Genomic DNA, 22007 nt, shown 5'->3' with positions numbered 1-22007 from the left:
TCAGCCGGCCTGTTCCGACAGGAGCTGATGGAGGGGCTTGTCGCCGCGGACGCGGTACTCCTGGACGGCCCAGCCGTTGCCGTCGGGGTCCTTGAAGTACATGAACGTGGCGCCGTCGTCGGGGGTGTACTGGACCGGCTCCGACACCTCCACGCCCCGCTCCACCAGCTCCGCCCGCGCCGCCTTGATGTCCGCCACGCACAGCTGCAGCCCCTGGTACGAACCGGGCTGCGGCTTGGCCTGGCCCCGGGACTCGTCCCAGAGGTTGTCGCCCAGCGCGATCGAGCAGCCGGAGCCCGGGGGCGTCAGCTGGACGATACGCATCCCGGGCATGACCTCCTGGTCGATGTCGACGTGGAAGCCGACCTTGTCCCGGTAGAAGTCCCTGGCTCGGTCGATGTCGCTCACGGGCAGCGGAATCACTTCGAGCGTGAAGTCCATTGCTGGTCCTCCCTGGAGAATCGCCAACGGGTCTGGCTGAACGGTTCACCCTTACCGAAGCCGAAAACGGTCCGTGGCGCCACCGAGAAAACGAAAGCGTGTCCCGCTCCGTGGTGGAAGGAACCGTCCCGGACCTCGAAGTGCCAGAAGCTGCCGTACTTCGCCTCCCAGGCCGCCGCCAGCTCGCGCAGCCGGGCCTCGTCCGTCACCCGCACCGCCTCGCCCTCGACGACCAGGTCGTAGCCCTCGTCCCAGGTGTTCGTGCCCGTGGTCAGCACGACCTGCGGGTTCTCGGCCAGGTTGCGCGCCTTGCGCTCCTCCGGGCCCGTGCAGAAGTGCAGCGCGCCCCCGGACCACACCGCGGGCAGCGGGGTCACGTGGGGCCGCCCGTCCGGCCGTACCGTCGAGATCCAGAACAGCTCCGCCGCGGACAGCAGCGCCAGCGCCTCCGCCCAGGGCCTCGCCTCGGCGGTCGCGTCGCTGTAGCGGGCGTCGAGACTGGTCCGCGGCTCCATCGCGTTGTCGGTCATACAAGGAAGACCCTGTCCACCCCCTGAACTCATCGGCGCTTGTCGCAATCACTCCGGTTACGCTCGATCGCGTACGACCTTGATCCGACAGGAGGCCGAGGATGACGGCGCCGGGGCGCAGAAGCAGTACCTTCACACGGCTGCTGCGGCACGGCTTCACCGATCCGAGCGCCGCCGAGCGGCTGCTGGAGAGCTCGGAGCTCGCCGCCGTACGCAACGACCCGGTGCTGCTGGAGGCGCTGGGGGCGACGGCCGATCCCGATCTCGCCCTGCACGGCCTCGTACGCCTGCTCGAGGCGCAGCCCGACCGTGAGCTGCTGGACACCGTGATAGCGGCCAAGCCCCTGCGGGACCGGCTGCTCGGGGTGCTCGGCGCGTCCGCCGCGCTCGCCGACCACCTGGCCCGGCACGCCGGCGACTGGCAGGCGCTGGTCACCTACGAGCCGCGGGATCTGCATCCCGGAGTCGCCGAGTTCGAGCGGGGCCTCGCCGAGGCCGTCGACCCGGTGTCGCTGCGCGTCGCCTACCGGCGCTGTCTGCTGTCCATCGCCGCCCGTGACGTGTGCGGCACCACCGATGTCGCCCAGTCCGCCGCCGAGTTGGCCGATCTGGCCACCGCGACCCTGCGCGCCGCGCTCGCCATCGCCCGCGCCGCCGCACCCGACGACGCCTCCGCGTGCCGGCTCGCGGTGGTCGCGATGGGCAAGTGCGGTGGCCACGAACTCAATTACGTCTCCGACGTCGACGTCATCTTCGTCGGCGAGCCCGCGGAGGGAGCCGACGAGACCAAGGCTCTGAGAGCGGCCACCAAACTCGCCTCGCACATGATGCGGATCTGCTCCGAGACGACCGTCGAGGGCTCGATCTGGCCCGTGGACGCGAACCTGCGGCCCGAGGGCAGGAACGGCCCGCTGGTGCGCACCCTCTCCAGCCACCTCGCCTACTACCAGCGTTGGGCGAAGACCTGGGAGTTCCAGGCGCTGCTCAAGGCCCGCCCGGTGGCCGGTGACATCGACCTGGGGGAGGAGTACGTCGCCGCCCTCCAGCCCCTCGTGTGGAAGGCCGCCGAGCGGGAGAACTTCGTCACCGACGTGCAGAAGATGCGGCGCCGGGTGGTGGAGACCATCCCCGTCGCCGAACTCGACCGCCAGCTCAAGCTCGGCCCCGGCGGGCTCAGGGACGTCGAATTCGCCGTACAGCTCCTGCAGTTGGTGCACGGGCGGTCCGACGCCTCCCTGCGCAGCGGCACCACCCTGGACGCCCTGCGGGCGCTCGCCGCCGGCGGTTACGTCGGCCGCACCGACGCCGCCCAACTGGACGCCGCCTACCGCTTCCTGCGCTCCATGGAGCACCGCATCCAGCTGTACCGGCTGCGCCGCACCCACCTCGTCCCCGAGGACGACGCCGACCTGCGCCGCATCGCCCGCTCGCTGGGCCTGCGCAGCGATCCGGTGGCCGACCTGAACCGCGAGTGGAAGCGGCACGCCTCCGTCGTACGACGGCTGCACGAGAAGCTGTTCTACCGGCCACTGCTCGACGCCGTCGCCCAACTCGCCACCGGCGAGGCCCGGTTGAGCAGCGAGGCGGCCCGCGAAAGGCTGGTCGCGCTCGGCTACGCCGACCCGGCCGCCGCCCTGCGCCACCTGGAGGCGCTCGCCTCCGGCGTCACCCGCAAGGCCGCCATCCAGCGCACCCTGCTGCCCGTGCTGCTCGGCTGGTTCGCCGACTCCGCCGACCCGGACGCGGGCCTGCTCAACTTCCGCAAGGTCTCCGACGCCCTGGGCAAGACCCCCTGGTACCTCCGGCTCCTGCGCGACGAGGGCGCTGCCGCGGAGAACCTCGCGCGCGTACTGTCCGCCGGGCGGCTCGCCCCCGACCTGCTGATGCGCGCCCCCGAGGCGGTCGCCCTGCTCGGTGACGGTGACGGCGGCGGCCTGGAGCCCCGCTCCCGTGCCCACCTGGAACAGGAGATCCTCGCCGCGGTCGGCCGCGCCGACGGTGGCGCCCAGGCGGTCACCGCTGCGCGCGGCGTGCGCCGCCGCGAACTCTTCCGTACGGCCGCCGCCGACATCGTCGGTTCCTACGGCACCGAGGCCCAGCCCGCCGAGGCCGACCAGGGCGCGCTGGTGGACCTGGTCGGCGGCGCGGTGTCGGACCTGACCGCGGCGACGCTGGCCGGCACCCTGCGCGCGGTCGTCCGCGAGGGCTGGGGCGACACCCTGCCCACCCGGTTCGCGATCATCGGCATGGGCCGCTTCGGCGGCCACGAGCTGGGCTACGGCTCGGACGCGGACGTGCTGTTCGTGCACGAGCCGCGCGACGGTGTCGACGAGCAGGAGGCGGCCCGGGCCGCCAACAGCGTCGTCGCCGAGACCCGGCGGCTGCTCCAGATCCCGAGCGCCGACCCGCCCCTGCTGATCGACGCCGATCTGCGCCCCGAGGGCAAGTCCGGGCCGCTGGTGCGGACGCTGAAGTCGTACGAGGCCTACTATCGGCGCTGGTCACTGGTGTGGGAGTCGCAGGCGCTGCTGCGGGCCGAAGTGGTCGCGGGCGACGAGGACCTCGGCCGCCGTTTCCTGGAGCTGATCGACCCGCTGCGCTACCCCGCGTCCGGCCTCGCCGACGACGCGGTCCGCGAGATCCGCCGGCTGAAGGCCCGGATGGAGTCCGAACGGCTCCCGCGCGGCGCCGACCCCAAGCTCCACACCAAGCTCGGCCCCGGCGGCCTCTCGGACGTCGAGTGGACGGTCCAGCTCCTCCAGCTGCGCCACGGCGCCGCCGAGCCGTCCCTGCGCACCACCCGCACCCGGGCGGCCCTGGCGGCCGCGGCGGCGGCCGATCTGATCCCCGCGCCGGACGCGGCCACCCTGGACGAGGCCTGGGTCCTGGCCACCCGGGTCCGCAACGCGGTCATGCTGGTCCGGGGCCGGGCGGGCGACACCTTCCCCTCCGACCCCCGCGAACTCGCCGCCGTCGGCCGCTACCTCGGCTACGGCCCCGGCCGCGTCGGTGACATGCTCGACGACTACCGCCGCACGGCGAGACGGGCCCGGAGCGTGGTGGACGAGCTGTTCTACGGGGCGTGAACCCCGGATACGGTAGGGCCATGATCGAAAACGGGGGCGGGACCGATCCCGACGGGCTCGGCTGGGAGCTCATCGGCTGGGCGACCGACGACCTGGCCGCACACGAGACGACGCTCACCCGGGAGGAGATCCTGCGTGTGCGCGACCTGTTCCCGCGCGGTGACGACGAGCTGCTCCTGGCCGGCGTGTACGCGGTCCCCGTCGAGCTGTACGCCGATCTGCGGGCGGCCGTGCCGCGCCTGGAGTTCCGTGCCGGACTCGACTACCAGCTCGGCGGGTTCCGGTTCAGCGCCTGAACCTGCCGGCCAGCGGCAGGGGGCGCCGCGCGCCCTTCGGCGGGGCCGCCTGCGGCAGCGCGTGCGGCAACGCGCCGTACCACACCCGTGCCACTGTGTAGCCGAAGGCGAGGCACAGCAGGCCGCCGACCGCGTCCAGCCAGAAGTGGTTGGCGGTGGCGACGATGACCACCAGGGTGGCCGCCGGGTAGAGCAGGCCGAGGACCTTCGCCCAGGGCACCGAGGCCAGGGCGAAGATGGTCAGGCCGCACCACAGGGACCAGCCGATGTGCATCGACGGCATCGCGGCGTACTGGTTCGACATGTTCTTCAGGTCGCCGGAGGCCATCGAGCCCCAGGTCTGGTGGACCAGCACGGTGTCGATGAAGTTGCCGCCGGTCATCAACCGGGGCGGAGCGAGCGGATACAGGTAGTAACCGAGCAGGGCCACACCGGTGGTCGCGAACAGCACCGTGCGGGTCGCCGCGTAGCGCCCGGGGTGACTGCGGTAAAGCCACACGAGGACACCCAGCGTCACCACGAAGTGCAGCGTCGCGTAGTAGTAGTTCATGCCCACGATCAGCCAAGACACCGAGTTCACGGCGTGGTTGACCGACTGCTCCACGGCGAAGCCGAGGGTCTGCTCCGCCTTCCAGATCCAGTCGGCGTTGCGCAGCGCCTCGGACCTCTGCTCCGGCACGGCGTTGCGGATCAGTGAGTACGTCCAGTAACTCACCGCGATCAGCAGGATCTCGAACCACAGCCGGGGCCGGCGCGGGGCGCGCATCCTGTGCAGCAGGCCCGGTCGCTCCGACGCCGTGACGGGGTGCGGAACGGCCGCCTGCGTGCGGTCTTCCAGCTCGGTCACGGTCGTCTCACCCATAGGCACAGAGTCTGCCAGAAGAGCCTTCCCCCACCGATCATCCCCTGGTCTCGTTCCGGTCGCACGTTCTACGACGGACGGAGGCCGCGCTCTCCTCCGCGTGCACGGCGCCGGCCCGTCGCGTCTCCGCCCTAAGGACGATTTCGGTCCCCAGGGGCAGAAGCGGTCGAACCGCGCACCACCAGTTCCGGCATGAACACGAACTCACTGTGCGGTGCCGGAGTCCCCCCGATCTCCTCCAGCAACGTCCGCACCGCGGCCTGGCCCATCGCCGGCACCGGCTTGCGGACGGTCGTGAGCGGCGGGTCGGTGAAGGCGATCAGCGGGGAGTCGTCGAAACCGACGACCGAGATGTCGGTCGGGACCCGGAGCCCTCGCTGCCGGGCCGCTCGTATCGCGCCCAGCGCCATCATGTCGCTGGCGCAGACCACCGCGGTGCAGTCCCGGTCGATCAGTGCGGTGGCGGCCGCCTGGCCGCCCTCCAGGGTGTACAGCGAGTGCTGGACCAGCTCGGTCTCTATGACCTCCGCCGCCAGGCCCACCTGGTCCTGCATCGAGCGGACGAAGCCCTCGATCTTCCGCTGGACCGGGACGAACCGTTTCGGACCGAGCGCCAGGCCGATCCGAATGTGCCCGAGCGAGGCCAGGTGCGTCACCGCGAGCGTCATCGCGGCCCGGTCGTCGGGGGAGATGAAGGGCGCCTGCACCTTGGGGGAGAAGCCGTCGACGAGGACGAAGGGGACACCCTGGGCGCGCAGCCGCTCGTAGCGCTGCATGTCGGCCGTGGTGTCCGCGTGCAGTCCGGAGACGTAGATGATGCCCGCGACCCCGCGGTCGACGAGCATCTCGGTCAGCTCGTCCTCGGTGGAGCCACCGGGGGTCTGGGTGGCGAGCACCGGGGTGTAGCCCTGCCTGGTCAGCGCCTGCCCGATGACCTGGGCGAGGGCCGGGAATATCGGGTTCTCCAGCTCCGGGGTGATCAGGCCCACCAGGCCTTCGCTGCGCTGCCGCAGACGCACCGGGCGCTCGTAGCCCAGGACGTCGAGGGCAGCCAGCACCGACTGGCGGGTGGTGGCGGCGACGCCAGGCTTGCCGTTGAGAACGCGGCTGACGGTCGCTTCGCTCACCCCCGCCTGCGCAGCGATGTCCGCAAGCCGTGTGGTCACGGCACTGGACTGTACCGGCCGTATCTCGCCTTGCACACCAATCGGACGCCGAGTGCGGACGGTTGACCGGCGCGACGCGCCTTGCTGTGACATGGCGTCCCCTCATGAAACGGATGGCAAGAGCTTGCAAGTCTTGCACAACACGGTCCGTGCCCGCTCAACCCCGCAGAACAACGGTCTCGCGGTAGTCGCCAAGAGGTCACGCCCGGGTAACTTCGGTGATGCCTTGCACTTTTTTTCTGCAAGGTCTTTCGCGGCGCTTACATCGCTGTTACGTTCACGACGCCCGGCGGCCGCAACGGCGCAGTCGGCAAGACAGCAGAGGTGGCAGGCGGGACTGCCCCCTGCAGGCAGGGACGGCTGACGGGGCCGCTCCTGCACCACACGGGCTTTCACCCTCAAGGAGAACTCATGCGGCGTGGCATAGCGGCCACCGCGCTGGTGGCGTCCCTCGCCCTCGCGGCGACGGCCTGCGGCGGAGACAGCGACAGCGGCGACAAGGCCGACGGTCCGGTCACCATCACCTGGTGGGACACCTCCAACGCCACCAATGAGGCGCCGACGTACAAGGCCTTGGTCAAGGAGTTCGAGGCCGCCAACAAGAACATCAAGGTCAAGTACGTCAACGTCCCCTTCGACCAGGCGCAGAACAAGTTCGACACCGCCGCCGGTTCCAAGGGCGCGCCGGACATCCTGCGCTCCGAGGTCGGCTGGACCCCCGCCTTCGCCAAGAAGGGCTTCTTCCTGCCGCTGGACGGCACCGAGGCCCTCGCCGACGAGAGCAAGTTCAAGTCGAACCTGATCGAGCAGGCCAAGTACGAGGGCAAGACCTACGGTGTCCCCTTCACCACGGACACCCTGGCCCTCGTCTACAACAAGGAGCTCTTCGAGAAGGCCGGCGTCGAGGCCCCCAAGACCTGGGACGAGCTGAAGAAGGCCGCCGCCACGATCAAGGAGAAGACCGGCGTCGACGGTTACTGGGGCTCCACCCAGGCCTACTACGCCCAGTCCTTCCTGCACGGCGAGGGCACCGACACCATCGACGCCGACGCCAAGAAGATCACCGTGAACTCCGCGGAGGCCAAGAAGGCCTACGGCACCTGGCTGGACCTCTTCGACGGCAAGGGCCTGCACAAGGCCGACACCACCGCCGACGCCTACGCCCACATCCAGGAGGCGTTCGTCAGCGGCAAGGTCGCCTCGATCATCCAGGGCCCGTGGGAGATCACCAACTTCTACAAGGGCTCGGCGTTCAAGGACAAGGAGAACCTGGGCATCGTCAAGGTGCCGGCCGGCTCCGCCGGTCAGGGCGCCCCGACGGGCGGCCACAACCTCTCGGTCTACGCCGGCTCGGACGCCGCGCACCAGGAGGCGGCCCTGAAGTTCGTCAACTTCATGACCTCCGCCAAGGCGCAGGAGACCATCGCCCTGAAGAACTCCACGCTGCCCACGCGTGACGACGCCTACACCGTCAAGGTCGTCGCCGACCCGGGCATCGCCGGCTACCAGGAAGTCCTGGCCGTCGCCCAGCCGCGCCCGGCGCTGCCCGAGTACAGCTCCCTGTGGGGTCCGGTGGACACCGAGCTGCTGGCCATCGCCGGTGGCAAGAAGTCCCTCGACGAGGGCCTGAGCAGCGCTGAGACCGCCATCGCCAAGCTGGTGCCGGACTTCAGCAAGTAGTCAGCCCGTGACCGCCGGGTCCCGCCTGCAAGGGGGGAGGGACCCGGCGGTCACAGACCTGTGGCCTGGCCCATCCCCTGATCCTCCAGAAGGTGTCGAGAACCATGACAGTCGCCATCGACCGCGCCACCGGCAAGCGCCACGGTGACCGCGCGCCGCGGCCCGGGCTGGGCCAGCGTCTGAAGCGCGCCTACCAGAAGCACTGGTACGCCTACGCGATGATCACGCCCGTGGTCGTCGTCCTCGGCGTCCTCGTGCTCTACCCCCTGGCCTACGGCTTCTATCTGACGCTCACGGACGCCAACAGCCTCAACACGGCCCGCACGATCGGCGTCAACGAGATCGAGGCCACCTACAAGTTCATCGGCTTCGACAACTACGCCGACATCCTGTGGGGCGAGACCGCCTACGAGCGGTTCTGGTCGCACTTCATCTGGACGATCGTGTGGACGGCCGCCTGTGTCGGCCTGCACTACACCCTCGGCCTCGGCCTGGCGCTGCTGCTCAACCAGAAGCTGCGCGGCCGCACCCTGTACCGGCTGATCCTGATCCTGCCCTGGGCCGTGCCGACCTTCGTCACCGTCTTCGGCTGGCGCTTCATGCTCGCCGACGGCGGCGTCATCAACTCCGGTCTGGAGTTCCTGCACCTGCCGACGCCGGCGTGGCTGGAGGACACCTTCTGGCAGCGGTTCGCCGCGATCATGGTCAACACCTGGTGCGGTGTTCCGTTCATGATGCTCTCGCTGCTCGGCGGACTGCAGTCCATCGACTCCACGCTGTACGAGGCCGCGGAGATGGACGGCGCCAGCAAGTGGCAGCAGTTCCGCTACGTCACCCTGCCCGGCCTGCGCTCGGTCAGCTCGACCGTGATCCTGCTCGGCATCATCTGGACCTTCAACCAGTTCGCGATCATCTTCCTGCTGTTCGGCGACACCGCCCCGGACGCGCAGATCCTCGTGACCTGGGCCTACTACCTCGGCTTCGGACAGCAGCCGCGCGACTTCGCGCAGTCGGCCGCCTACGGCATGCTGCTGCTCGCCATCCTGATCGTCTTCACCTCCTTCTACCGCCGCTGGCTGAACCGCAATGACCAGCAGCTCGCGATCTGAGGCAGGAGTTCCCATGAGTACTACCGTTGAGACTTCCGCCGAAGTGAAGAAGGAGATCCGCATGGCCCCCTCTCCGGGCCAGGTGCGCCGCCGCAGTGAGCGCAGCCTCGCGGCCTCGGTCGCCTCGCACGGCATCCTGATCGTCGCGAGCCTCATCGCGCTCTTCCCGATCGCCTGGCTGGTGTTCCTGTCCCTCGGCCCGGACAAGGACGACTATCTCCACCCCGGTGAGATCTGGGGGAAGATGACGCTGGACAACTACTCCTACGTCCTTCAGGACACCAACTTCTTCGACTGGCTGTGGAGCACGCTGATCGTCTCGCTCGGCACCACGGTCGTCGGTGTGCTGATCGCCGCGACCACCGGGTACGCGGTCTCGCGGATGCGCTTCCCGGGCTACAAGAAGTTCATGTGGGTGCTCCTGGTCACCCAGATGTTCCCGATCGCCGTCCTCATCGTGCCGATGTACCAGATCATGTCCGAGCTCCAGCTGATCGACAGCTACCTCGGCCTGATCCTGGTCTACTGCTCGACCGCGGTGCCCTACTGCGCCTGGCTGCTCAAGGGCTACTTCGACACCATCCCGTTCGAGATCGACGAGGCCGGCCGCGTCGACGGACTGAGCCCCTTCGGCACGTTCGTACGGCTGATCCTGCCGCTCGCCAGGCCGGGGCTCGCCGTGGCCGGCTTCTACAGCTTCATCACCGCCTTCGGTGAGGTCGCGTTCGCGTCGACGTTCATGCTGTCCGACACCAAGTACACGTTCGCCGTGGCGCTGCAGACCTTCGTCAGCGAGCACGACGCCCAGCGCCAGTTCATGGCCGCCACGGCCGTGCTGATCGCGATACCGGTCTCCGCCTTCTTCTACCTCGTGCAGAAGAACCTGGTGACCGGGCTTACCGCGGGCGGCACGAAGGGCTGACGTCTCGGCCCTTCCCGGAACTCGAGACGGCCGCGTGGCCATCCGACCCCGCTGCCACGCGGCCGTCTCGGCAGTACGCCCCCGCTCCTGACCTGAATGACGAAACCGTTAGACCACTCAAGGACGCCATGAGCCAGCAGCATTCAGCCGCAGCCGACCAGGCACCGACCTCCGCCGTCGCCACCGTCGCCCACCGCCGCGACTGGTGGCGGGACGCGGTGATCTACCAGGTCTACCCGCGCAGCTTCGCCGACAGCAACGGCGACGGCATGGGCGACCTGGAAGGCGTACGCTCCCGACTTCCGTATCTGCGCGACCTCGGCGTGGACGCCGTGTGGCTGAGTCCCTTCTACGCCTCGCCGCAGGCCGACGCCGGCTACGACGTCGCCGACTACCGGGCCGTCGACCCCATGTTCGGCAACCTGCTCGACGCGGACGCGCTGATCCGGGACGCCCACGGGCTGGGCCTGAGGATCATCGTCGACCTGGTCCCCAACCACTCCTCCGACCAGCACGAGTGGTTCAAGCGGGCCGTCGCGGAAGGCCCGGGCTCCCCGCTGCGTGACCGCTACCACTTCCGCCCCGGCAAGGGCGAGAACGGCGAACTCCCGCCCAACGACTGGGAGTCGATCTTCGGCGGTCCGGCCTGGACCCGGGTCGAGGACGGCGAGTGGTACCTGCACCTGTTCGCTCCGGAGCAGCCCGACTTCAACTGGGAACACCCGGCCGTGGGTGACGAGTTCCGCTCGATCCTGCGCTTCTGGCTGGACATGGGCGTCGACGGCTTCCGCATCGACGTGGCCCACGGCCTGGTCAAGGCCGACGGTCTGCCCGACCTCGGCGACCACGATCAGCTCAAGCTGCTGGGCAACGATGTCATGCCGTTCTTCGACCAGGACGGCGTGCACGCGATCTACCGCCAGTGGCGGACGATCCTCGACGAGTACGCGGGCGAGCGCATCTTCGTGGCGGAGGCGTGGACCCCGACCGTCGAGCGCACGGCGAACTACGTCCGCCCCGACGAGCTGCACCAGGCCTTCAACTTCCAGTACCTGGGCACCGAATGGGACGCCGAGGAGCTGCGCACGGTCATCGACCGCACGCTGGAGGCGATGCGCCCGGTGGGCGCCCCCGCGACCTGGGTGCTGTCCAACCACGACGTGACCCGGCACGCCACGCGCTTCGCGAACCCGCCCGGCCTCGGCACCCAGATCCGCACGGCCGGCGACCGCGACCTCGGCCTGCGCCGGGCGCGGGCGGCCACCCTGCTGATGCTGGCGCTGCCGGGCTCGGCGTACGTCTACCAGGGCGAGGAACTGGGCCTGCCGGACGTGGTGGACCTCCCCGACGAGGTCCGCCAGGACCCGGCCTACTTCCGCGGCGAGGGCCAGGACGGCTTCCGCGACGGCTGCCGGGTTCCGATCCCCTGGACCCGCGAGGGCACCTCCTACGGCTTCGGCACCGGCGGCAGCTGGCTCCCGCAGCCCGCGACCTGGGCGGAGCTGAGCGTGGAGGCCCAGACGGGCGACCCGGACTCGACCCTGGAGCTGTACCGCGCGGCGCTCGCCGCCCGCCGCGAGCACCCGGACCTGGGCGCCGGGGAAGCGGTGGAGTGGCTGAAGGCCCCCGAGGGCGTACTGGCCTTCCGCCGCGGTGAGTTCGTCTGCGTGGCGAACACGACCGGCGAGTCGGTGACCACCCCTGTCCACGGCCGCCTGCTCCTCGCCAGCGGCGAGATCGCCGAGGTGGACGGCGAGGCCAAGCTCCCGGCCGACACCACGGCCTGGTGGACGACCGCCTGACCGGTCCCGCCCACCCCAGGGCCCGTTGCCTCGACAGGCAACGGGCCCTGTTCCGTTCCCGTACCCTCTCGGCTCGTGGAGATCGCACGGATGATCCGGAGCCGCGCAGGGGACGCCGCCGCCCTGGAACGCCTCGACCGGCTCTGGGAGGCGGGCCGGTACGAGGAGCTGGAGGCCGAGGCCCGAGCGCTGGAGGCGGAAGCCGGGCGGTTGCGCGGGCGCGAGCGGCGCCGCGCGCTGGGGTGGTACGCCAGAGCCATGGCGACGGCCGCCGCGTGTGACCACGGGCGCAGGGCGGGCCTGCTCGCCGAGTTGGAGTCACTCGTCGCTGAGCTGCGCGAGGCGTCCGAGCCGCGGGAGCGGCAACTTCTGCTGCTCGTACGGAACAACCGCACGGTGGTCCTCGCGGGTGCGCGGCGCTACGGCGAGGCCGAGGCTGAAGGGCTGGACATCCTGCGCGACCTGAACCGGGTCAAGCACCTGGCGCGGGTGTGGAACATCGAGCTGTCCGTGCTGGGCAACCTGGTCCCCGTCCTGTGCGCACAGGGTCGCCCCGAGGAGGCCGAGGCTGTCGCGCGCGGAAACCTTCCGCGCGCCGAGGAGGGCTCCGCCGCCGGACTCCACTGTGGTCTGGTGCGCAGCCTCAACGGCCAGGGTCGGTACGAGGAAGCGCTCACCGAGGCACGCCGGACCGCCCCGCCCCGGAAACGGGGACAGGGCGGGAGCCTGTACCTCGTCACCGCCGAGGCCCTGCACGGCCTGGGGCGCCGGAGCGAGGCGGAAGCGGCGGTGCGCCGGGCGCTGAGCGACTGCGAGCGGTCCCTGCACCCGGAACACCCCCGCATCCGGGATGCCCGCACCCTGCTGGCCGAGATCACCGACGCCCAGACCGGCCTCTGAGTTCAGGACGGTGTCACTTCCAGGTGTCGCTGGTGCCGTAGCCCGAGGAGCCGCCCGTGGTGTACGAGCGGTTCGTGCCGGATTCCCAGGTCACGTTGCCGGAGCTGTCCTTCTTGATGAACTTGTACGCGAACGTCGTGTTCTTCGGGACGATCACCCGCTTGGTCCAGGTCGGGTACGAAGCCGACGACAGGGGTATGGCGGCGGCCGGGTTCCAGGAGCCGAGGGACGCCAGGGAGCCGACCACGTAGACGTCGGTGCCCCAGTCGGTCGTGGCCGTGACGTTGAAGGTGACGTCGGTGGCGTCGGCGCTCGCCACGTTCCAGGAGTTGTGGAACCCGACCGCCGAAGTGGTCGTGGCGGCGGCTCTGTTGGCGTTCGACTCCCAGGTGACGTTGCCGGAGCTGTCCTTCTTGATGTACTTGAACTCGAACGACGTGTTCACCGGCACGCTCACCGCACCCGACCAGAGCGGGTAACCGGAGGACGACAGCTTCACCGCCTTCGAGGTGTCCCAGCCGCCCAGCGCCGCGATCGAGCCGACCACGTACACGTCCTGCCCGGCCGTCGTCGTCGCGTACTCGTGGAAGGTCGCCGTCACCGTCGAGGTGCCGTCGTCCGGCTCCTCGCAGGCCGTGTCGCAGGGGAGGAACTCGCCGTCGTAGAAGGCGATCGCGCTCTTCGCCGGGATGGTGAGGCTCGCGTTGCCGCCCGACACCGTGACCGTCGTCGCGCCGTTGTCGACGACGTTCGCGTAGGTGCCGTCCGCCATGCCCGTCGCGAAGGTGTACGTCGCCGCCGACGAGCCGTTGTTCAGGGCGACGAAGCCCGCCGTGCCGCGGCTGAAGCCGATGACGTTCGACGACTTGGTGGACCAGTTGGCCACCGACGCCGAGCCGACCGCGTTGTGCCACTTCACCATGCCGGTGATCGCGGTGTCCCGCTGGAGGCAGTACCAGCCGCTGGAGCAGTCGGTGTCCGTGACGAAGCCGTTCGAGTTCGGTGGCGCTTGGTCGGAGGAGGAGAACTCGAAGCCCGAGTACACCGTCGGGGTCGACCACTTGTAGGCGAGCTGGAAGATGTTCGCCAGCCGGTAGGTGTCCCCGTCCTTGTACGACATGTGCAGACCGTTGCGCTCGGTGTCGTGGTTCGTCACGAAGGACACTGAGTTGGCGGGGGGCAGTGTGCCGGACGACGGCAGCGACTCCAGGTCGCTCACATTGCCCTGGAACGACGACTTCAGCTTGCTCGCGTAGGCGAAGTCCAGGACGTCACCGGCCGGGTAGTAGTCCGACGCGGCCGGTGTCGAACCCGGGTACACCTCCTGGAAGACGTACGGCTCCGCGCCCGCCGTCGTGTTGTCCAGCTTCGCGCGGATCGCGTTGAGGTCGGCCACCGGCATGTGCTTGGCCGCGTCGATCCGGAAGCCGTCCACACCGAGCGCGAGCTGCTCGTTCAGGTAGGCGGCGATACCGGAGCGGACGTCGTCGTCCTCCGTCTCCAGGTCCGGCAGGCCGAGCAGTTCGCAGTTCTGGATCTCGGTGAGGTTCGACCAGTCGTCGATGATCAGGTCGGAGTCGGCGCACTCGGCCGAGGTGTGGAAGTCGTCCGGGTCCCAGTCCGGGGTGTCGTACTTGTTGCTGATCGTCGTGCCGTTGTAACCCGTGCCGGTCTGCGCCGCGGTGTGGTTGACCACGGCGTCCGTATACACTTTCACGCCCGCCCGATGGCAGGCGTCCACCATGGAGGCGAAGTCGGCCGCCGTCCCGAAACGGCCGCTGAGTTCGTAGGAGTAGGGCTGGTAGACGTCCCACCAGTAGTAGTTGGTCTGCTTCAGCGACTCGGCCGGCGGGGCCACCCACACCGCGCCGTAGCCGTTCGGCCCGAGCACGTCCGTGCACTCGGAGGCCACCGAGTCCCAGTTGTAGGACCAGAGGTTGGCGATCACATCGCCAGAGGTCGTGGCGTCGGCCTGCGCGGGGGAGGCGGGCAGCCCGATCACACCCGCCAGCGCGAGCGCACCCGCCGCCGCGGCCGTGGCGGCGCGGCGCAGGACACCAGGGGGCCGGTGTCTGTCGGTCATGTGCGGCTCCGGAAACTGAGGTAAGGGATTCAACAAGCCGTGAGCGTGCGGCAGTTGAGAAGGGCACGTCAAGAGAGTCGGTGAAAGTTCTTGCTGTGAGTTTCAAGCCCCTTGCTGTAAAGCTTTCGTCAGCGGTACGTTCACGCCGGCGCCGGGCAAAGACGCCCGGCCGTCGAGCAAGGAGCCCCCACGTGATATCGAGATGGACAGCGACCGCCACCGCGGTCGCCGCCGCCGCGGCCGTCCTGGCCCCCGCCGGCACCGCCCAGGCCTCCCCGCCGGGCACCAAGGACGTCACCGCGGTGATGTTCGAGTGGAAGTTCGCCTCCGTCGCCAAGGAGTGCACCAACACCCTCGGCCCCGCCGGATACGGCTACGTCCAGGTCTCCCCGCCCGCCGAGCACATCCAGGGCGCGCAGTGGTGGACCTCGTACCAGCCGGTCAGCTACAAGATCGCCGGCCGGCTCGGCGACCGTACGGCCTTCCAGAACATGGTCAGCGCCTGCCACGCGGCCGGGGTGAAGGTCGTCGTCGACACCGTCATCAACCACATGTCCGCGGGCAGCGGCACCGGCACCGGCGGATCGTCGTACACCAAGTACAACTATCCCGGTCTGTACTCCTCCTTCGACTTCGACAACTGCACCGCGCAGATCACCAACTACGCGGACCGCGCGAACGTCCAGAACTGCGAACTCGTCGGCCTCGCCGACCTCGACACCGGTGAGTCCTACGTCCGCGGTGCCATCGCCGGGTACATGAACGACCTGCTCTCCCTCGGCGTCGACGGCTTCCGCATCGACGCGGCCAAGCACATCCCGGCCGCCGACCTCGCCAACATCAAGTCCCGGCTGACCAATCCCGGCGTCTACTGGAAGCAGGAGGTGATCTACGGCAGCGGAGAGGCCGTCCAGCCCACCGAGTACACGGGCAACGGCGACGTCCAGGAGTTCCGCTACGCCTACGACCTCAAGCGCGTCTTCAACAACGAGAACCTCGCCTACCTGAAGAACTACGGCGAGGGCTGGGGCTACATGAGCAGTTCCGTCTCGGGCGTCTTCGTCGACAACCACGACACCGAGCGCAACGGCTCCACGCTCAACTACAAGGACGGCGCCAACTACACCCTGGCCAACGTCTTCATGCTCGCCTACCCCTACGGCGCCCCGGACATCAACTCCGCCTACGAATGGTCCGACATCGACGCCGGACCGCCCAACGGAGGTACGGTGAACGCCTGTTGGCAGGACGGCTGGAAGTGTCAGCACGCCTGGCCGGAGATCCAGCGCATGGTCGCCTTCCGCAACGCCACCCGCGGGCAGGCCGTCACCAACTGGTGGGACAACGGCGCCGACGCCATCGCCTTCGGCCGCGGCTCCAAGGGCTACGTCGCCATCAACCACGAGTCGGGCAGTCTGACCCGCACCTACCAGACCTCGCTCCCGGCCGGCACGTACTGCAACGTGCAGAACAACACCACGGTGACCGTGAACTCCAGCGGTCAGTTCTCGGCCACGCTCGGCTCCAACACCGCCCTGGCGATCTACGCGGGCAAGTCGAGCTGCTGAAGCGGATCGACCTTCAGAGCTGAAAGCTCTTACCAATCATTTCAGGACTCTTGCTGTAACGCTTACGGCGGCGATACGGTCGCGCGGGGTCGGACCCAACAGAGCCGTATCGCAAGGAGTTCACGTCAGTGATACCTAGATGGCCGGCGCCGCCCAGGCGCCGCACCGCGCAGGCCGGACGGGTCGCCGCGGTCACCGTGACCGCGTTGGCCGCAGCGCTCGTCCAGCCGCTCGCGGCGCGGGCCGAGACCCCGCCCGCGCCCCCCTCCGACGCCCGGCTCGCGGCCGAGCCCGCCCGCCACGAGGCCACCCGCGAGCAGTTCTACTTCGTGCTCCCGGACCGCTTCGCCAACGGCGACCGCGGCAACGACGAGGGCGGACTGACCGGCACGCGCCTCAGCACCGGTTACGACCCCACCGACAAGGGCTTCTACCAGGGCGGCGACCTCAAAGGCCTGACCAGGAAGCTCGACTACATCAAGGGCCTCGGCACCACCTCCATCTGGATGGCGCCGATCTTCAAGAACCGGCCCGTCCAGGGCACGGGGAACAACGCCTCGGCCGGCTACCACGGGTACTGGATCACCGACTTCACCCAGGTCGACCCGCACTTCGGGACCAACCAGGACCTGGAGAACCTCATCTCCAAGGCGCATGCCAAGGGCATGAAGGTCTACTTCGACGTCATCACCAACCACACCGCGGACGTCGTCGACTACGAGGAGAAGTCCTACGACTACCTCTCCCAGGGCGCCTTCCCGTACCTGACCAAGGACGGCGCGCCCTTCGACGACGCCGACTACGCCGACGGCACGCGGGACTTCCCCGAGGTCGACGCCGACTCCTTCCCGCGCACGCCGAAGGCGACGAAGAACAACAAGGTCCCGTCGTGGCTCAACGACCCGACGATGTACCACAACCGGGGCGACTCCACCTTCGCCGGTGAGAGCTCCGAGAACGGTGACTTCTCCGGCCTCGACGACCTGTGGACCGAGCGTCCCGAGGTGGTCCACGGGATGGAGAAGATCTACCAGCGGTGGGTCAGGGACTTCGACATCGACGGCTTCCGCATCGACACCGTGAAGCACGTCAACATGGACTTCTGGACCCAGTGGGCCACCGCCCTCGACGCCTACGCCGCCAAGCAGGGCCGGGACGACTTCTTCATGTTCGGCGAGGTGTACTCCGCCGACACGAGCATCACGTCCCCCTACGTCACCCAGGGCCGCCTCGACGCCACGCTGGACTTCCCCTTCCAGGAGGCGGCCCGGCAGTACGCCTCCCAGGGCGGAAGCGCGCAGCGGCTCGCTTCCGTGTTCGCTGATGACTACAAGTACTCGACCGACAAGGCCAACGCGTACGAGCAGGTCACCTTCCTCGGCAACCACGACATGGGCCGGATCGGGTACTTCCTCAAGCAGGACAACCCCAAGGCCACGGACGCCGAGCTGCTCGCCAAGGACCGGCTCGCCAACGAGCTGATGTTCCTCAGCCGCGGCAACCCGGTCGTCTACTACGGCGACGAGCAGGGCTACACCGGCGCCGGCGGCGACAAGGACGCCCGCCAGACCCTGTTCGCCTCCAAGACCGCCGACTACCTGGACGACGACCAGCTCGGCACCGACCGCACCCACGCGAGCGACGCCTACGACCCGAGCGCGCCGCTCTACCGGCAGATCAGCGCCCTCGCCAAGCTCCGCAAGGCCCACCCGGCCCTGGCGGACGGCGTCCAGACCGAGCGCTACGCCGCCGACGGCGCCGGCGTCTACGCCTTCTCCCGCACCGACGCCCGGACGAAGACCGAGTACGTCGTCGCCTTCAACAACGCCTCCGAGGCGAAGTCGGCCACCTTCGCGACCGGTTCCGCGGGCATGCGCTTCCAGGGCATCTACGGCACCGACACCGCCGTGACCTCCGCCGCCGACAAGAAGATCACCGTCACCGTCCCGGCCGGCTCCGCGATCGTCCTCAAGGCCGGCGGAAAGCTCCCCGCCCCCGCCGCCAAGCCGACGATCACCCTGAAGGCCCCGGCCACCGGAGCCACCGGCACGGTCGAGATCTCCGCCGACGTCGACGGCGGTCAGCTCAACCGCGTGGTCTTCGCCGCCCAGGTCGGCAACGGCAAGTGGCGCACCCTCGGCTCCGCCGACCACGCCCCGTACAAGGTCACGCAGGTCGTCGGCAGGGACGTACCGGCCGGAACCGCCCTGCGCTACAAGGCGGTCGTGATCGACTCCGCGGGCCGTACGGCGAGCGCCCTCGCGCAGAGCACCACCGGCACCCCGCCCGCCGAGGAGACGCCCACCGCCTCCTCCCGGGACTACGCGATCGTCCACTACAAGCGCACGGACGGCGACTACGCGAACTGGGGCCTGTACGCCTGGGGCGACCTCGCCGACGGCGAGTCCACCAACTGGCCCGACAGCCACCCGTTCGTCGGCCGGGACGCCTACGGCGCCTTCGCCTACGTCAAGCTCAAGCCCGGCGCCTCGAACGTGGGCTTCCTGGTCATCGACAAGGACGGCAACAAGGACGTCTCCGCCGACCGCACGATCGATGTCACCAAGTCCGGTGAGATCTGGATCGAGCAGGGCAAGGAGGAGGTGAGGACCGAGCGACCCGAGTACCCGGCGCAGGACAAGTCCAAGGCCATCCTGCACTACCACCGCGCGGACGGTGACTACGACGGCTGGGGCCTGCACGTCTGGACGGGTGCCGCGAACCCCACCGAGTGGTCGAACCCGCTGAAGCCGGTGAAGACTGACAGTTATGGTGCGGTCTTCGAGGTACCGCTCACCGACGGTGCCACCAGCCTCAGCTACATCCTCCACAAGGGCGACGAGAAGGATCTCCCCGCCGACCAGTCGCTGGACCTCGCGGCCAACGGCCATGAGGTGTGGCTGTTGAACGGCCAGGAGAAGTACCTGCTGCCGCAGCCCGCGGGCAGTGCCGCCGCGCTCGACCTGACCACCTCCAAGGCGGTCTGGATCGACCGGAACACGGTCGCCTGGAACGGCTCGGACGCGGCCGCCTCCACTCAGCTGCTGTCCTCGCGCACCGGCTCGATCGCCGTCGAGAACGGCACCCTGACCGGCGCCGACCAGCGCTGGCTCCGGCTGTCGAAGACCTCGCTCACCGACGCCCAGAAGGCGCGGTTCCCGCACCTGAAGTCGTACACCGCCTGGACCGTCGACCCCCGCGACCGCGACCGGGTCCGCGAGGCCCTGCGCGGTCAGGTCGTCGCCTCCCAGCGCGCGGCGAACGGTGCGGTGCTCGCCGCGACCGGCGTGCAGATCGGTGGCGTGCTCGACGACCTCTACGACGCGACGAAGGCCGACCTCGGGCCGACCTTCGACAAGGGCCGTCCGACGCTGTCCGTCTGGGCGCCGACCGCGCAGTCGGTGAAGCTGGAGCTCGGCGGCTCGACCGTCGCCATGAAGCGCGACGCCCGCACCGGTGTCTGGTCCGTCACCGGCCCGGCCTCCTGGAAGGGCAAGCCCTACCGGTACGTCGTGAAGGTGTGGGCGCCCAGCGTCCGCCAGGTCGTCACCAACAAGGTCACCGACCCCTACTCCGTCGCCCTGACCGCCGACTCCGAGCGCAGCCTGGTCGTCGATCTCGCCGACAGGTCCCTGGCCCCGGCGGGCTGGTCGACGTACACCAAGCCGAAGGCGGTGCCGCTGAAGGACGCGCAGATCCAGGAGCTGCACGTCCGGGACTTCTCGGTCGAGGACAGGACGGCCGCCCACCAGGGCACCTACCTGGCCTTCACCGACAAGCTCAGCGACGGCTCCCAGCACCTGCGCAAGCTCGCCGAGGCGGGGACGTCGTACGTCCATCTGCTGCCCGCGTTCGACATCGCCACGATCCCCGAGAAGAAGGCCGACCAGGCGACGACGGACTGCGACCTCGCCTCCTTCGCCGCCGACTCCGACAAGCAGCAGGAGTGCGTCAAGAAGATCGCCGCGAAGGACGCCTACAACTGGGGCTACGACCCGTACCACTACACGGTCCCCGAGGGCTCGTACGCCACCGACCCGGACGGCACCACCCGTAACGTCGAGTTCCGCAAGATGGTCAAGGCGCTCAACGAGGACGGCCTGCGGGTCGTCATGGACGTGGTCTACAACCACACCGCGGCCAGCGGCCAGGCCGCGACGAGCGTCCTGGACCGGATCGTGCCCGGCTACTACCAGCGGCTCCTCGCCGACGGCTCGGTCGCCAACAGCACCTGCTGCGCCAACACGGCCACCGAGAACGCCATGATGGGCAAGCTGGTCGTCGACTCGATCGTCACCTGGGCCAAGGAGTACAAGGTCGACGGCTTCCGCTTCGACCTCATGGGCCACCACCCGAAGGCCAACATCCTCGCGGTCCGCAAGGCCCTCGACGCGCTGACCCTGGAGAAGGACGGCGTCGACGGCAAGAAGATCATCCTGTACGGGGAGGGCTGGAACTTCGGCGAGGTCGCCGACGACGCCCGCTTCACCCAGGCCACGCAGAAGAACATGGCGGGGACGGGCGTCGCGACCTTCTCCGACCGGGCGCGGGACGCGGTCCGCGGCGGCGGGCCCTTCGACGAGGACCCGGGTGTCCAGGGCTTCGCCTCCGGTCTCTACACCGAGCCCAACACCTCCGAGAACAACGGCACCGAGGCGGAGCAGAAGGCCCGTCTGCTGCACTACCAGGACCTGATCAAGGTCGGTCTGTCCGGCAACCTCGCGGGCTACCGGTTCACCGACACCAGCGGCAAGCAGGTCAAGGGCGCCGAGGTCGACTACAACGGCCAGCCCGCCGGATACGCCGAAGCGCCCGGCGACGCCCTCGCCTACGCCGACGCGCACGACAACGAGTCCCTCTTCGACGCCCTCGCCTTCAAGCTGCCCACCACGGTGAGCGCGGACGACCGGGCCCGTATGCAGGTCCTCGCCATGGCCACCGCCACCCTCTCGCAGGGCCCGGCGCTCTCCCAGGCCGGCACCGACCTGCTGCGCTCCAAGTCCCTGGACCGCAACTCCTACGACAGCGGCGACTGGTTCAACGCCATCCACTGGAACTGCGCGGACGGCAACGGCTTCGGGCGCGGGCTGCCCATGGCCGCCGACAACCAGTCCAAGTGGACTTACGCCAGACCGCTGTTGAGCACGGTGAAGGTCGGTTGCGAGCAGATCGACGGGGCCTCGGCCGCCTACCGCGACCTGCTGCGGATCCGGTCGACGGAGGGTGTGTTCTCGCTCGACTCGGCCGAGCAGGTGCAGTCGAAGCTCGCCTTCCCGCTGTCCGGCACGGACGAGACGCCCGGCGTGATCACCATGACGCTCGGCGACCTCGTGATCGTGTTCAACGCGACGCCCGAGCGGCAGGAGCAGCGTGTGGCCGAACTGGCCGGGAAGGGCTACGCGTTGCACCAGGTGCAGGAGAAGGGCGCGGATCCTATCGTCAGGACGTCGTCGTACGAGAAGGAAACCGCGACCTTCGCCGTTCCGGGGCGCACTGTCGCCGTCTTCTCCCGAATCGGCTGACATCGCACTAAGTTGGGTGGAGCGGGCCCCGTTCGGGGTC

Annotated in this window: 14 protein-coding genes; 9 read left to right on the top strand and 5 right to left on the bottom strand. The window is 69.3% G+C overall.

The window, feature by feature from the left end; translation table 11 throughout:
* Positions 1–441, bottom strand: a complete 441-nt coding sequence (locus ACWDRW_RS33975; protein ID WP_451730360.1) for a VOC family protein — start codon at positions 439–441, stop codon at positions 1–3.
* Complete coding sequence (locus tag ACWDRW_RS33970) at positions 420–971, bottom strand: pyridoxamine 5'-phosphate oxidase family protein (RefSeq protein WP_451730357.1); 552 nt, start codon at positions 969–971, stop codon at positions 420–422. The genes ACWDRW_RS33975 and ACWDRW_RS33970 overlap by 22 nt, the downstream gene beginning before the upstream one ends.
* 101 nt (positions 972–1072) lie before the next feature.
* Between ACWDRW_RS33970 and ACWDRW_RS33965 the strand changes: the two genes are divergently transcribed.
* Both ACWDRW_RS33965 and ACWDRW_RS33960 read left to right on the top strand, forming a co-directional pair.
* Complete coding sequence (locus tag ACWDRW_RS33965; protein WP_451730354.1) at positions 1073–4057, top strand: bifunctional [glutamine synthetase] adenylyltransferase/[glutamine synthetase]-adenylyl-L-tyrosine phosphorylase; 2985 nt, start codon at positions 1073–1075, stop codon at positions 4055–4057.
* Between the two features lie 20 nt (positions 4058–4077).
* Complete coding sequence (locus tag ACWDRW_RS33960; protein ID WP_451730351.1) at positions 4078–4353, top strand: hypothetical protein; 276 nt, start codon at positions 4078–4080, stop codon at positions 4351–4353.
* Here the strand turns inward: ACWDRW_RS33960 and ACWDRW_RS33955 are convergent.
* Both ACWDRW_RS33955 and ACWDRW_RS33950 read right to left on the bottom strand, forming a co-directional pair.
* The gene (locus tag ACWDRW_RS33955; protein ID WP_451730348.1) at positions 4343–5215 is read right to left on the bottom strand and encodes a phosphatase PAP2 family protein; all 873 of its coding nucleotides are present in this window, start codon (positions 5213–5215) and stop codon (positions 4343–4345) included. The two genes, ACWDRW_RS33960 and ACWDRW_RS33955, sit on opposite strands and share 11 nt — an antisense overlap.
* Positions 5216–5346: 131 nt before the next feature.
* Complete coding sequence (locus ACWDRW_RS33950) at positions 5347–6381, bottom strand: LacI family DNA-binding transcriptional regulator (RefSeq protein WP_451730346.1); 1035 nt, start codon at positions 6379–6381, stop codon at positions 5347–5349.
* A gap of 411 nt (positions 6382–6792) precedes the next feature.
* Here ACWDRW_RS33950 and ACWDRW_RS33945 point away from each other — a divergent pair, with 411 nt between their 5' ends.
* From ACWDRW_RS33945 to ACWDRW_RS33925, 5 genes are all read left to right on the top strand, one after another.
* A complete protein-coding gene (locus ACWDRW_RS33945) occupies positions 6793–8061 on the top strand; it encodes an extracellular solute-binding protein (RefSeq protein ID WP_451730343.1) in 1269 nt (422 codons plus the stop codon).
* A gap of 104 nt (positions 8062–8165) precedes the next feature.
* A complete protein-coding gene (locus ACWDRW_RS33940) occupies positions 8166–9170 on the top strand; it encodes a carbohydrate ABC transporter permease (RefSeq protein ID WP_451730340.1) in 1005 nt (334 codons plus the stop codon).
* 13 nt (positions 9171–9183) lie between these two features.
* Positions 9184–10092, top strand: a complete 909-nt coding sequence (locus ACWDRW_RS33935; protein ID WP_451730337.1) for a sugar ABC transporter permease — start codon at positions 9184–9186, stop codon at positions 10090–10092.
* A gap of 128 nt (positions 10093–10220) precedes the next feature.
* Positions 10221–11894 carry a glycoside hydrolase family 13 protein gene (locus tag ACWDRW_RS33930; protein WP_451730335.1) on the top strand — a complete coding sequence of 558 codons (1674 nt, stop codon included), beginning with the start codon at positions 10221–10223 and terminating at the stop codon, positions 11892–11894.
* Positions 11895–11969: 75 nt separating this feature from the next.
* Positions 11970–12794: a tetratricopeptide repeat protein gene (locus tag ACWDRW_RS33925; protein WP_451730332.1), complete on the top strand. Its 825-nt coding sequence runs from the start codon at positions 11970–11972 to the stop codon at positions 12792–12794.
* Between the two features lie 13 nt (positions 12795–12807).
* On the opposite strand, the gene ACWDRW_RS33920 is transcribed toward ACWDRW_RS33925, so the two are convergent.
* Entirely contained in the window at positions 12808–14877 is a 2070-nt protein-coding gene (locus ACWDRW_RS33920; RefSeq protein WP_451730330.1) for a carbohydrate-binding module family 20 domain-containing protein, read from the bottom strand.
* Between the two features lie 191 nt (positions 14878–15068).
* Between ACWDRW_RS33920 and ACWDRW_RS33915 the strand changes: the two genes are divergently transcribed.
* Both ACWDRW_RS33915 and pulA read left to right on the top strand, forming a co-directional pair.
* Positions 15069–16445, top strand: coding sequence for an alpha-amylase (locus ACWDRW_RS33915; protein ID WP_451730327.1), 1377 nt, complete (start codon positions 15069–15071; stop codon positions 16443–16445).
* 128 nt (positions 16446–16573) lie between these two features.
* Positions 16574–21967 (top strand): pullulanase-type alpha-1,6-glucosidase, encoded by a 5394-nt coding sequence (pulA, locus tag ACWDRW_RS33910; protein ID WP_451730324.1) that lies wholly within the window; start codon positions 16574–16576, stop codon positions 21965–21967.
* The last annotated feature ends 40 nt before the right edge of the window (positions 21968–22007 follow it).

The organism is Streptomyces sp. NPDC003635, assembly GCF_053587635.1.
This window is presented reverse-complemented; position numbering and strand designations above follow the sequence as displayed.

What these genes read in the sequence shown, in the direction of transcription:
- ACWDRW_RS33955 (WP_451730348.1), bottom strand. Translation starts at nt 5,215, where the DNA reads ATGGGTGAGACGACCGTGACCGAGCTGGAAGACCGCACGCAGGCGGCC.
- ACWDRW_RS33960 (WP_451730351.1), top strand. Translation starts at nt 4,078, where the DNA reads ATGATCGAAAACGGGGGCGGGACCGATCCCGACGGGCTCGGCTGGGAG.
- ACWDRW_RS33965 (WP_451730354.1), top strand. Translation starts at nt 1,073, where the DNA reads ATGACGGCGCCGGGGCGCAGAAGCAGTACCTTCACACGGCTGCTGCGG.
- ACWDRW_RS33970 (WP_451730357.1), bottom strand. Translation starts at nt 971, where the DNA reads ATGACCGACAACGCGATGGAGCCGCGGACCAGTCTCGACGCCCGCTAC.
- ACWDRW_RS33945 (WP_451730343.1), top strand. Translation starts at nt 6,793, where the DNA reads ATGCGGCGTGGCATAGCGGCCACCGCGCTGGTGGCGTCCCTCGCCCTC.
- ACWDRW_RS33975 (WP_451730360.1), bottom strand. Translation starts at nt 441, where the DNA reads ATGGACTTCACGCTCGAAGTGATTCCGCTGCCCGTGAGCGACATCGAC.
- ACWDRW_RS33930 (WP_451730335.1), top strand. Translation starts at nt 10,221, where the DNA reads ATGAGCCAGCAGCATTCAGCCGCAGCCGACCAGGCACCGACCTCCGCC.
- ACWDRW_RS33920 (WP_451730330.1), bottom strand. Translation starts at nt 14,877, where the DNA reads ATGACCGACAGACACCGGCCCCCTGGTGTCCTGCGCCGCGCCGCCACG.
- ACWDRW_RS33940 (WP_451730340.1), top strand. Translation starts at nt 8,166, where the DNA reads ATGACAGTCGCCATCGACCGCGCCACCGGCAAGCGCCACGGTGACCGC.
- ACWDRW_RS33935 (WP_451730337.1), top strand. Translation starts at nt 9,184, where the DNA reads ATGAGTACTACCGTTGAGACTTCCGCCGAAGTGAAGAAGGAGATCCGC.